The 11,549-nt window shown below is 62.6% G+C and carries 10 protein-coding genes; 4 read left to right on the top strand and 6 right to left on the bottom strand.

Translation table 11 applies throughout. From position 1 onward, the window contains the following. Window positions 1-119 precede the first annotated feature (119 nt). The gene (locus tag OQK_RS27740; RefSeq protein ID WP_016775328.1) at window positions 120-992 is read right to left on the bottom strand and encodes a LysR family transcriptional regulator; all 873 of its coding nucleotides are present in this window, start codon (window positions 990-992) and stop codon (window positions 120-122) included. A gap of 271 nt (window positions 993-1,263) precedes the next feature. Between OQK_RS27740 and OQK_RS27735 the strand changes: the two genes are divergently transcribed. Both OQK_RS27735 and OQK_RS27730 read left to right on the top strand, forming a co-directional pair. Beyond that, window positions 1,264-2,589, top strand: coding sequence for an MFS transporter (locus OQK_RS27735; RefSeq protein ID WP_016775327.1), 1,326 nt, complete (start codon window positions 1,264-1,266; stop codon window positions 2,587-2,589). 72 nt (window positions 2,590-2,661) lie between these two features. After that, window positions 2,662-4,053 carry an FAD-dependent oxidoreductase gene (locus tag OQK_RS27730; RefSeq protein ID WP_016775326.1) on the top strand — a complete coding sequence of 464 codons (1,392 nt, stop codon included), beginning with the start codon at window positions 2,662-2,664 and terminating at the stop codon, window positions 4,051-4,053. Between the two features lie 8 nt (window positions 4,054-4,061). Here the strand turns inward: OQK_RS27730 and OQK_RS27725 are convergent, their stop codons facing one another. Next, on the bottom strand, window positions 4,062-5,450 hold the full coding sequence (locus OQK_RS27725; protein ID WP_016775325.1) for a type VI secretion system Vgr family protein: 1,389 nt from the start codon (window positions 5,448-5,450) through the stop codon (window positions 4,062-4,064). A 221-nt stretch (window positions 5,451-5,671) separates the two neighbouring features. Between OQK_RS27725 and OQK_RS27720 the strand changes: the two genes are divergently transcribed. Continuing rightward, window positions 5,672-6,376 carry a YebC/PmpR family DNA-binding transcriptional regulator gene (locus OQK_RS27720; protein WP_016775324.1) on the top strand — a complete coding sequence of 235 codons (705 nt, stop codon included), beginning with the start codon at window positions 5,672-5,674 and terminating at the stop codon, window positions 6,374-6,376. Window positions 6,377-6,478: 102 nt separating this feature from the next. On the opposite strand, the gene OQK_RS27715 is transcribed toward OQK_RS27720, so the two are convergent. The 4 genes from OQK_RS27715 to OQK_RS27700 all read right to left on the bottom strand — a co-directional run bounded on the left by OQK_RS27715 (window position 6,479) and on the right by OQK_RS27700 (window position 10,547). Continuing rightward, entirely contained in the window at window positions 6,479-7,792 is a 1,314-nt protein-coding gene (locus OQK_RS27715) for a protein kinase (protein WP_016775323.1), read from the bottom strand. A 157-nt stretch (window positions 7,793-7,949) separates the two neighbouring features. Beyond that, window positions 7,950-9,080: a cell division protein ZapE gene (gene zapE, locus OQK_RS27710; protein WP_016775322.1), complete on the bottom strand. Its 1,131-nt coding sequence runs from the start codon at window positions 9,078-9,080 to the stop codon at window positions 7,950-7,952. 208 nt (window positions 9,081-9,288) lie between these two features. Continuing rightward, complete coding sequence (locus OQK_RS27705; protein WP_016775321.1) at window positions 9,289-10,044, bottom strand: anti-sigma factor family protein; 756 nt, start codon at window positions 10,042-10,044, stop codon at window positions 9,289-9,291. Beyond that, complete coding sequence (locus OQK_RS27700; protein ID WP_016775320.1) at window positions 10,041-10,547, bottom strand: RNA polymerase sigma factor; 507 nt, start codon at window positions 10,545-10,547, stop codon at window positions 10,041-10,043. The genes OQK_RS27705 and OQK_RS27700 overlap by 4 nt, the downstream gene beginning before the upstream one ends. Window positions 10,548-10,703: 156 nt before the next feature. Between OQK_RS27700 and OQK_RS27695 the strand changes: the two genes are divergently transcribed. After that, window positions 10,704-11,549 (top strand): catalase family peroxidase (locus OQK_RS27695; RefSeq protein WP_016775319.1); only part of this gene is annotated, 846 nt, incomplete at its 3' end.

The raw sequence follows: 11,549 nt of genomic DNA, 5'->3' as shown, positions 1-11,549 counted from the left end.
CCACGCTCTGCGTGGGAACGCAGCCCGGGACGCTCTGCGTCCCATCCAATAGCCGAACGCGGAGCGTCCGTTGAGGCATTCCCACGCAGAGCGTGGGAACGATCAGGACAGGGAGTGAGTCAGGTCAGGCTCTCGCGAACCATATCGAGAAACGTCGCCACCACCCGCCGCGAACTCTGTTCGCGCAAGCACACCAGGGTTTCGGTCAGGCGCCTCGTGCAGTCGGTGATCGGCAACGCGCAGACCCGTGAGTCGGCGCCGAACTCCGCCGCTGAAACCACACCAACCCCGATCCCCACCACCACGGCTTCGCGCGCCGCTTCCCGACCTTCAACCTGAATCGCCGGGCGTATGCGCAAGCCCGCTCGAGCCATTTCCTCTTCCAGCGTCTGCCGGGTTACTGAACCGATCTCACGCAGCACCAGTGGCGTGTCATCCAGATCGGCCAGACAGATCGATTCGCGCTCGGCCCACGGATGATTGCGCGAAACGAACGCCACCATCGGATCGTTGCGCAACGGCACGCACAGCAAGCGTTCATCGGTTACGTCGCGGCCGAGCAGCGCCAGATCGGCCTGATAGTTGAACAGGCGAAACAGCGATTCATCGGTATTGCCGGTTTCGATTTTCACGCTGATGCCCGGGTAGCGTTCGCAGAACCGTGCGATCTGCGGCAACACGTGGATCGGCGCGTCCACCGCGAGAATCAGGCTGCCGGTCTGCAGGGCCTGGGATTCCTGCAGCAATTCCTGCGCTTCGGCTTCGATCACGAACAGGCGCTGGGTGATCGTCAGCAGACGCTCGCCCAGGTCGGTCAGGCGTACGGAACGTTTATTGCGGTGAAACAGCAGCACGCCGAAGCGTTCTTCGAGTTTGCGTACCTGGTCGGAAATCGCCGGTTGCGTCAGATAAAGCCGCTCGGCGGCGCGGGTGAAGCTGCCATGGACGGCCACCGCATGGAACGCTTTGAGTTGGGCATGAGAGATGGACATGGTGGCTCCAGTAACAAGCTCAGCTTATGTGTGAAATACGATAAATCGATTTTATTTATTAAACAGTAATTGCTTTGATCGGCTCACGCCATCGCTGACTGCTCGGTCGAACAGCAGCGCCGGCCCATGAGCCTGTGCGTGCAACAGCAGACTCATCTGACCGGTATCGCCGAAGGGAAGGGGCGGTAACGCAGTGCTCAACAATAAAAAACACAGGCGTTTTTCTTAATCGATTCTGCCGGCACACTCACACCCTGAGGTCAGAACCACCATGAACAAGCACATCGGCACCCTGGCGCGTTGGCGCGTGCAGATCTTCGCTATTACCTGGCTCGCGTACGCCGCGTTCTACTTCACCCGCAAAGCATTTTCGGTAGCCAAACTGGGCATCGCCGAAGACCCTGATTTCACCCTCGACAAAATGGCCATGGCCAACCTCGACGCGATCTATCTGGCGGCGTATGCCCTCGGACAGTTCACCTGGGGCATGCTCGCCGATCGCTTCGGTCCACGAGTCGTCGTGCTTGGTGGTTTGCTGATATCCGCCGCTGCGGCGCTGGTGATGGGCAGTTTCGCTACATTGCCGATCTTCGCCACGTGCATGTTGATTCAAGGTTTGGCGCAGTCCACTGGCTGGTCCGGGCTGTGTAAAAACCTTGGCAGCTTCTTCCCGTCAGAGCAGCGCGGGCGGGTGCTCGGCTTGTGGAGTTCCTGTTACGCGTTTGGTGGTCTGGTCGCCTCGCCGTTCGCCGGCTGGTGGGCCTACACGCTGGTCGGCACCTGGCACGCGGCATTCATTTCCAGCGCGGCGGTGGTCGCGGTGGTCGCCGTGCTGTTCTTTATCTTTCAGCGCAACAAACCGGAAGACGTCGGCTTGCCGGCGGTGGAGCCCGAGCCGGAACTGACCGCCGAAGAAACCGCAGCCAACAGCAAACTCAGCGTCTGGGAGCCACTGAAGGAAATCCTGCGCAACCGCACGGTGCTGGTGCTGGGCCTGGCGTATTTCCTGCTGAAACCGGCGCGCTACGCGATTCTGTTGTGGGGCCCGGTGATTGTTTTCGAACAGATGCCCAGTGTCGGCAAGGTCGGCGCGGCGATCATTCCCACCGCGTTTGAACTGGCCGGATTGCTCGGGCCGATCATGATCGGCCTGGCCTCGGACAAACTCTTCGGCGCCCGACGCATGCCGGCCTGCGTGCTGAGTCTGCTGGCGCTGACCGTGACGCTGGCGTTGTTCATGGCTGCGCTGAACACCGGCAGCGTGTTGTTGGTCGTCGCGTTGCTGTTCGTCATGGGCCTGACGTTGTATGGCCCGGACTCGATGATCAGCGGTGCGGCGGCCATCGATTTCGGCAAGGCCAAGGCCGGTGCCACCGCCGCCGGTTTCGTCAACGGCTGCGGCTCCGTTGGCGCGGTGCTCGGCGGTTTGCTGCCGGGCTACTTCGACTCGGTGACGGTGTTTATCGTCTTCGCCGGATGCGCGCTGTTCTCGGCGCTGGTGCTGATTCCGCACTGGAACAGTCGGCCGGTCGGCGTGATGGAGCCGCGCGCGGCGATCCCCAACTGCCCGCTGAGCGTCAAACCGCTGCGTTCCTGAAACCCTTCGCCCCGTGGCCTGCTGCGCGGTGCGCGGCAGGCTGCGTCGTGGCTTTCTGACTGGAGATTTCCCATGCGACCGTTCTGGCTCGAGCAAGCCTTGCAGGCCGACCCATCCGAGCAGTGTCCACCGCTGCAAGGCGAGGTGCGCACGGATGTGTGCATCGTTGGCGGTGGTTACACCGGATTGTGGACGGCGATCATGCTCAAGCAGCAAAACCCGGAGCTGGAGGTGCTGCTGATCGAAGCAGACATCTGCGGTGCCGGCGCCAGTGGCCGTAACGGTGGTTGCGCACTGTCATGGTCGGCCAAGTATTTCACCCTGGAGCGCTTGTTCGGCGTCGAAGAAGCGGTGCGTCTGGTCAGGGAATCGGAGCGCAGCATCCATGCGATCGGCGAGTTCTGCGAGCAGTACGGCGTCGATGCCGACTACCGCCTCGACGGCACGCTGTACACCGCGACCAATCGCGCCCAGGTCGGCGCAACTGACGCGGTGATCGCGGCGCTGGAGCGTAACGGCATCAACTCGTTCAGCCAGCGCCCGCTCGCCGATGTGCAGCGCATGGCTGGCTCAGCAAAACATCTGGAGGGCTGGTTTTCCCCGGCGGCCGCCAGCGTGCAACCGGGCAAACTGGTGCGCGGTCTGCGCCGGGTGGCGCTGCAATTGGGCGTGAAAATCCATGAGGGTACGGCGATGACCGGACTGGAAGAGGGCCGCCCGGCACGTATTCACACGCCCGGCGGCAAGGTCATCGCCGACCGGGTGGTACTGGCGATGAATGCATGGATGGCCCGCGCGTTTCCTCAGTTCGAGCGCAGTGTGGCGATTGTTTCCAGTGACATGCTGATCACCGAACCGCGTCCGGAGCTGCTGCAGCAAATCGGTTTGACCAGCGGCGTCAGCGTCCTCGATTCGCGGATTTTCGTGCATTACTACCACAACACCCCGGACGGCCGGATCATGCTCGGCAAGGGCGGCAACACCTTCGCCTATGGCGGGCGGATGCTGCCGGTGTTCGATCAGCCGTCGCCTTATGCCGGATTGCTCAAGCGCAGTCTCGCGGATTTTTTCCCGGCGTTCGCCGAGGTCAAAATCGACGCGACGTGGAACGGCCCGTCGGATCGTTCAGTGACCGGTTTGCCGTTTTTCGGCCAGATGAGCTCGGCGGGCAACGTGTTTTACGGCTTCGGTTATTCCGGCAGCGGCGTCGGCCCGTGTCACATGGGCGGGCAGATTCTCGCCGCGCTGGTGCAGGGCCTGGATAACCCGTGGACCCGTTCGCCGCTGGCCAACGGGCCGCTGGGTTATTTCCCGCCGGAACCGATTCGCTACCTCGGCTCGCTGATGGTGCGCAACGCCATCCGCCGCAAGGAGCGCGCCGAAGATCACGGGCGCCGGCCTCGGCATCTGGATGTGCGCCTGGCGAAATTCGCGGCGGCGGCGGGCAAGGCGGACAAAGGCTGAGGCGCCAATCAATGCTCGGCGCGGTGGCTCAGCCAGTCGAGCAACAGGCTGTCGCGCGCGGGTTCTGATTCGCGCTCCGGCGGCTGGCGTGCGTGGCTGAGGCACAGGATCGGCCGGTCCGGATCACTGTCGAGGAAACTCACCCACACTTCACTGCCGGCACGCGGTAATTGATCGACCGCGACGGGGCCGCTGAACCGGCTCATGGCGATCGGCAGCCACAGGGCGTCGCTGGCGGATTTATCCGCAGACGGCCACAGGCTTACAGCGAGGCAGCCGTTTTCGTCCACTTGCGCAGGTTGCCCAGGCGCACCCGCGACTTTCGCCAAGTGATAACCGGCAATATTCGGGCGAGCTTGTTTGAGTGGCGGACGGAAATCGGTCGACCAGGGCTGCGCAGTGAAGTCGTTGTGATAACGCTGAACGCTTGGCGTCGGGTCAAGGATCGAAGGGTGCTGCCCGTGGTGGCGCACGGCGCATATCAGCCATTGTTCGTTGAAATGATGGATCGGGTGATCGGCCACAAGCAGCAGTCGGCCACTGAGCAAATCGCTGCAATCACTGCGCCCGTGAATGGAACGCAACTGGCAGCGCTGGCGTTGCAGATGGCGCCGGCTGCGCTGTTCGGCGTGCAGACGTTCCGGCGATCGCGCGGGCATCGGCAACTCGGTCGAGACCTCGTTGGCGGCTTCGGCGTTGCCGGTTGGTCGGCCACGATTGCGCACCGCATGCAGCATCGGCACGGGCGCCGCGCGATGCTGTTGATAGAGTGCGCTGACGCAGGGCGATGGGGGTTGCTCATCGACATTGAAGGGAATTTCGATCGGTTGCTGGGGCAGGCTCAGGCTGTCGTCGGCGAACACCACGACGTGTCCGTCCGGCCCGTGTTCGAAGTGATAGTGGATGCCTTCTTCTTCGCATAGCCGCTGCAGCAGTGCCAGATCGCTTTCTTCGTACTGAATGCAAAACGCCCGCGGCGGGTAGTGACCGACGCTCATTTCAATGCGGTAGCTGTGCGCTGGCAGGGCATGTTCTTCGAGCAGTTGCTGGATGATCTGCGGCGTACTCAGGTGAGTGAACACGCGGCGCTTGTGCGTTTGCGCCAGTTGTTGCAGATGCGGCACCAGAATCAGTCGATAGCCGACCCGATGGGTCCCGCGATGTTCGCAGCTGGCGCTGGAAATGACGCCGTGGAACCCGTGCTGCTCACTGAGCCGCAGAAAGGCCGGCCGGTGCAGAAAGGATCCCGGGACGATGGCCGGGGCCAGGCCGAGCAGTTCGATGTCGAAACGGTAAGGCTGGTTCAGCGCTTCCTCGCCGCGAAAACGCACCACCGGCAGGCGCAATCCGCTGTCGGTCAGCGTAAGGGTGAAGGGACTTTCCTTGTCATTGAGCATTCGAGCAGGCCCTGTCAGGCGATACGGGGTTTCAAGGGTACGAAACCGTCGGCCTGAATGGTCATGTCAAAGGCGCTTTTCAGAATCCCCCTACATGCTTTGGTGAAGATGTCGATTCCGTCGGCTGTTTTTTTGGTCGATTGCCGACTTTAGGCCGTATAAACTTGCCGCCACGCGTCGGCCAATAGATGTCTCGGCGCCACAGATCAAGAGAGTGAGTAATGGGCGCACAGTGGAAGGTTAAACACAAAGAAGCGGCAGCCAACGCCAAAGGGAAGATCTTCGGCAAACTGGTGAAGGAAATCACCATTGCTGCACGCAACGGTGCCGATACCGCCACCAACGCACACCTGCGTCTGGTGGTCGAACAGGCGAAGAAAGCCTCGATGCCAAAAGAAACCCTCGATCGCGCGATCAAGAAAGGCGCCGGTCTGCTGGGTGAAACCGTGCAATACCATCGCGTGACCTACGAAGGCTTCGCGCCGCATCAGGTGCCGCTGATCGTCGAATGCGTCACCGACAACATCAACCGCACCGTCGCGGAAATCCGCGTGGCGTTCCGCAAGGGCCAGTTGGGCGCTTCCGGTTCGGTGGCGTGGATGTTCAACCACGTCGGCATGATCGAAGCCGCGCCCGACAGCCCGGATGCCGATCCGGAAATGGCTGCGATCGAAGCCGGTGCCCAGGATTTCGAGCCGGGTGAAGAGGGCGCGACGCTGTTCCTCACCGACCCGACCGACCTCGACGCCGTGCAGAAAGCTCTGCCGGAACAAGGCTTCACCGTGCTCTCGGCGAAACTCGGCTACCAGCCGAAGAACCCGGTCAGCGGCTTGAGCGACGAGCAGATGGCTGAAGTCGAAGCGTTCCTCGAAGGCCTCGACAACCACGATGACGTGCAGGACATGTTCGTCGGTCTGGCTGGCTGATCTGTCGCGCCAGTAATGACCTCTTCGCGAGCAGGCTCGCTCCCACACTGGAATGTATTGCAACTGTGGGAGTGAGCCTGCTGGCGATTGACCGTGCTGCGGTCACAGGTTCTCCAGCACCTCGATCACTTCACTGAACCCCGGCCGCCCCAGCACATCGGCCTGACAGCAACGTCGTTCCAGCGCCTCCAGTTGCGCGCGGCGCTCCGTACTCAATCCTGAGTCGACACGCTCCAGCAATTCCCCCAACAACACACCGAACGCACGGACTTCCAGGCGCTGCAATGCGCGCGTCTGCACATCATCGCCGGTGGCATGAAACGACGCCGCGCCGAAATCCCCCAGCAGACAATCGCCGCGATCGTTCAACAGAATGTTGTGGCCATACAGATCGCCGTGGGTGATGCCTTGGCGGTGCAGGTGCTCGGCCGCTGAGGCGATGCCTTTGGCGACGCGCAGGGCAACGTCGGCGGAGAACCGGCAATCTTCGGCGTATACATCCCGCGAGCAGGAGTCCAGGCTGGGCAAACCGGCGAGATTGCCGAAGCTCGGATCAATCAATTGCATCACCAGCCCCTGCTGTTGATCGGGATGGCCGCTGACGCGCCCTTCGACGCGGATCAGGTTCGGGTGCAGGCCTGCGGTGATGCAAGCGTTCATCTCATGCAACGGCGAGCCGTCGCTGGTCATCTCGCCTTTGTACAGCTTCACCGCAACCGCCTGCGCCGTGCCGTCGTCGCGCTGCCAGACTGCCTTGGAAATCACCCCGGAAGCGCCTTCGCCCAGTTGCTGCTCCAGGCGCAGCGCTGACCAGTCGATCAGCGGCGTAGCCTCAAGGGCAGCGGCATCGGCTTCGGTTTCCAGCGGATTGCCGGCGTAGGCCAGCCAGGTCAGGCTTGGCAAGGTCAGCAGCCATTGCGGCAGCTCGTTGAGCTGGTTGGCGGCGATGCGGAGCAATTCCAGCCGATGGCAGTGACGCAGGGAGTCTGGTAGCGATTGCAGGCGATTGCCTGCGAGCATGAGCTTCTGCAGAGCGGGGCGTTCACCGAGTTCGCTGGGCAGGCTTTCGATGCGGTTATCGGTGAGGATCAGCCAGCGCAGCTGCGGCGGCAGGGCGGCACCGGGCACATTGACGATGCGGTTGGCCTTGAAGCCGACCATGGTCAGCGCGGTGCACTGGCCGAGGCAGGCCGGCAGTTCGCTGAACTGGTTGTCGGAGCAGAACAGCACGCGCAGGCGGGTCAGGCGATGCAGGTCAGCGGGCAAGCTGGATAACGCGTTGCCGCTGAGGTTGAGCACTTCCAGCGTGTCGGCCAGTTGGAAAATTTCGTTGGGGAATTCGGTCAGCCCGCAGGACAGGTCGAGGCGGGTAACGCCTGACAGCTCGCCGGCGCGCAGTTGAGCAAGGGTGTGCATGTCTGGTTTCGCTATTGATCGGTGGAGCGACGCGGGGGCGCTGGAATGGGCGACATGATAGCGGTAAAGCGGATGCTGAACGGATTTTGAGTTGTCCCGGACCTTGTGGGAGCGAGCAGGCTCGCTCCCACAGGGCTCGCTCTCACAGGGTAGGGAGTCAGTTGGGAGCGTGGATTTCCTGCAACTGCCCCAACCGGCTGCGCGTGCGCGCCAGGTCAATGGCCTGACCTTCCAGGCTCTGGCCCAGCGGCAACCGGCCGAGCAGGGTCAGGTGTTTGTCCTGATCGTAGAGCACGTCGATCAGATTGATGAAGCGCTGCTGCACGGCGATCGGACATTCGCCGAGCTGCGGCAGCTCATCGATGATCCACTGGTCGAAACGCTGGCACAGTTGCAGATAATCCATCACTGCCGTTGGCTGTTCGCACAGGTCGTTGAAGGTGAACGCGACTCGCCGGCCTTGGCAAAAACGGGCCTGAAGCTGGCGCTTGCCAACTTCGAGGGCAAGGGCAGGCGCGTCGGCTGGTGGCAGGTCCAGTGTCTGACGTTGAGCTGCCGTCGCCGGCCATACGTAATGTCCTTGGGTAAACACTTGATGCGTGTGTTGGCGGTTGAGTGCGCGGTAGTCGTGGGCGCCGCCGACTTCCATCACTTGCATGCGCGTGTTGATCAGCTCGATCACCGGTTTGAAGCGCGCGTGATACAGCGGATTGGGCAGCAGGCCCTCGGGTGCATAGTTGGAGGTCACCAGGAGCATGATCTGCCGTTTGAACAGGGCCTTGAACAGCCGCGTGATCAGCATCGCATCGCCGATGTCATGCACGTGAAATTCGTCGAAACACAGCACCTGGCAATCTTCCAGCAACTCATCCAGGGTGATTTCCAGCGCGTCTTGCTCCTGGCGATGACGGAACATGCCGTCGTGCAACCGAGCGAAGAACTGATGGAAATGCAGGCGGCGTTTACGCGGGATCGGCAGTGCCTGGAAGAAACCGTCGAGCAACCAGCTCTTGCCGCGCCCGACGGCGCCGTACAGGTACAGACTCGGCGGGGTGTGGCCGCTGTCGCCGAGCAGCACGCTGGCTTGCTGCGCCATGCAGTCGATGACTTGCTGCTGACTGCGGCTGAGGGTGTAGCCCTGGCTTTTGGCCTTGTCGCGGAAATAATCGCGGATGGTCGCGGCATGAGCATCGTGCCCGGCGCTGGCGGGCAGGCCTTTGCCGAACAGGCGGCGCAGCAACGGCCAGCGTTGGCTCAGTCGTGATCGTTTCGGCGTTCGGGCGGGCACGCGGGACAGGCTCCTGGTTTCTCAGACCGGCTCCACAGCGAGCGCGGTGGCCCCAGTGTAACCAGAGCCCGGGCGTCGGCTCCATGAAATATGTGCACGGTTCCCTGTAGGAGCTGACGAGTGCAACGAGGCTGCGATCTTTTGATCTTGGTTGCCACCAACAGATCGCAGCCTCGTTGCACTCGTCAGCTCCTACCAGAGGCGGATTTCAGAACGGTGGCGATTGCTTGAGCAACTCTGCCGCCGGCGAGTCGGTCGGGCTGACCACCGCATAGTTGTAGCCCGGCCCTGACCAGTAATCGGCCTGCAGATCGCCATCGCTGCGCGAGCCACGCGGCAGCAGGGTGTTTTTCGGCCCCGGTGGACGCAGGTAGAAACTGACCTTGTGACCGCTGCCATCCTCATACATCACCATCGCCGCCGCGCCTTCATCGGTGCTGAGCAAGCGCCCGCTGACCGGCTCGAATCCGGCAGCTTTCAAGTCCGGCAAGCGCCCGGCACCGCTGAAGTAGCGGTCGAGCCAACGCTGCATGTCGCCGTCGCTGTCGACCTTGTAATCGGCGGGCAGTACGCCTTGCTGGGCGATCAGGCGATAGGCTTGCAACGCGTCAGTCATCGGCAATGGCGCAGGGCGCGCCAGGGTCATTTCCCGCGCTTGCCAGCCACTGAAACCGCCGATGCTCACGGCAACGAGCAACACCGCCGCGCTGGCCAGGTGGCGACGGGACTGCTGGCGGCGGCGCTGGCGAATCATCATCGGGTCGAGCGCCGGATTGGCCGGTTGCTGCAAGGCGCCACTCAGCGCTGCGCGCAACTGCTGGGCGTCGCGTTGCCAGGCGCGCACCTGAGCCGCTTCTTCAGGGTGGCTGGCCAGCCAGGTCTCGAGCACGCGCCGATCGGCGTCGCTGAGCTGGTGGTCGACGTAGGCGTGCAAATCACGTTCGCTGGGAGGCAGGCTGATCATTTGAGTATCCGCAAGGAAGGGCTGCTGATTTCGCCGTCGCTGAGTTGGCGCAAGGCCTGGCGGGCGCGGGACAGGCGCGACATCACGGTGCCGATCGGGGCGCCGAGGATCTCGGCGACCTCTTTATAGGACAGGCCTTCCACCGAGACCATCAGCAGCAAGGCGCGCTGTTCGGTGGGCAGGCGTTCGAAGGCTTGCAGGGTCGACTGAGCAATCACGGTGCGTTCCACCGACGGCTCGGCATCGTCGCGACCGGTGAAAAATTCCAGCATGCGCGCATAGCGCCGCGAGCGACGGTGCGCATCGAGAAATTGCCGATAGAGAATTGCGAACAGCCAGGCGCGCAAGTCGCCCTCAGCGCGTTTCTCGCCCCAGGCCGACAGCGCTCGCTCGAGGCTGGCCTGGACCAGATCGTCAGCGCTGCTGCTGTTGCGCGTCAACGACACGGCGAAGCGGCGCAATCTGGGAATGATTTCTCTCAACTGTTCGTCGAATTCGCTCATGAATGTCTGCTGGTCGCTACGCTGTGGACTAGGAAGACGCCCGTCAGCGCAGGTTATTCCCCGTGCGCAAAAATAAATACCGCGCCGTGGAATAAACCCGGACGGGATGCGTCTTGCTGACTCTTTCCACTTGTGGCCGATGGCCTGGAGATATTCATGGTTGATCGCTCGTCCCCCAACGCTGCACCGCCCGGCAGGCCGCCGCGCCAGCCACTGAGCGCCGCGAGCCTGATTTTTCGCCTGGGCGGCATTGCCGTGATTGTCGCCGCCGTGGCCGGGGCGTTTGCCTACGTGCATGGCAACCTTGACCCACAACGACTGACGCCAAAAGCGTTGGTCGATGTGCTGGAAAAGAACAACGGCGTGCATCCCGGCTTTCGTCGCAATCACGCCAAGGGCGTGTGCGTGATAGGCCATTTCGAAAGCAGCGGCGAGGCGCGCGCGTTCTCCACGGCACAGGTGTTCAACCTGCCGCAGACACCGGTGGTGGGGCGTTTTGCCTTGCCGGCGGGCAATCCCTATGCGCCGGACAGCGCCGTACCGATCCGCAGTCTGGCGCTGCGCTTCACCCAGGCGAACGGTCAGCAATGGCGCACCGGCATGAACAGCATGCCGGTGTTTCCGGTGGGCACGCCTGAAGCGTTCTACCAATTGCAGCAGGCGCAGTCGCCGGATCCAGCCACTGGCAAGCCCGACCCGACGAAGGTGCCGGCGTTCTTCGCTGCACACCCGGAAGCCGTGCCGTTCTTGACGTGGGTGAAGACCGCCAAGCCTTCGGCCAGCTACGCGACCGAAACCTATAACAGCATCAATGCGTTCTATCTGGTCGATGGCAACGGCAAGAAACAGGCCGTGCGCTGGAGCATGACCCCGTTGGCGCAGGACGCGGCAGGTGCCACAGCCCCTGAAGGCGCCGATTTTCTCGAGAAGGATCTGGTGCAACGCCTGGCCGCCGCACCCTTGCGCTTCCAGTTGAACATCACCCTGGCCAACGCCGACGAC

The organism is Pseudomonas sp. R62 (genome assembly GCF_000257605.1).
In the GTDB taxonomy this organism is placed as follows: Bacteria; Pseudomonadota; Gammaproteobacteria; order Pseudomonadales; family Pseudomonadaceae; genus Aquipseudomonas; species Aquipseudomonas atacamensis.
Note: the sequence above shows the minus strand (reverse complement) of the source record. Positions and strands in the feature narration are given on the sequence as shown.

Coding starts and splice junctions, on each gene's coding strand:
- OQK_RS27740 (WP_016775328.1), bottom strand. CDS start 992: ATGTCCATCTCTCATGCCCAACTCAAAGCGTTCCATGCGGTGGCCGTC.
- OQK_RS27735 (WP_016775327.1), top strand. CDS start 1,264: ATGAACAAGCACATCGGCACCCTGGCGCGTTGGCGCGTGCAGATCTTC.
- OQK_RS27730 (WP_016775326.1), top strand. CDS start 2,662: ATGCGACCGTTCTGGCTCGAGCAAGCCTTGCAGGCCGACCCATCCGAG.
- OQK_RS27725 (WP_016775325.1), bottom strand. CDS start 5,450: ATGCTCAATGACAAGGAAAGTCCCTTCACCCTTACGCTGACCGACAGC.
- OQK_RS27720 (WP_016775324.1), top strand. CDS start 5,672: ATGGGCGCACAGTGGAAGGTTAAACACAAAGAAGCGGCAGCCAACGCC.
- OQK_RS27715 (WP_016775323.1), bottom strand. CDS start 7,792: ATGCACACCCTTGCTCAACTGCGCGCCGGCGAGCTGTCAGGCGTTACC.
- OQK_RS27705 (WP_016775321.1), bottom strand. CDS start 10,044: ATGATCAGCCTGCCTCCCAGCGAACGTGATTTGCACGCCTACGTCGAC.
- OQK_RS27700 (WP_016775320.1), bottom strand. CDS start 10,547: ATGAGCGAATTCGACGAACAGTTGAGAGAAATCATTCCCAGATTGCGC.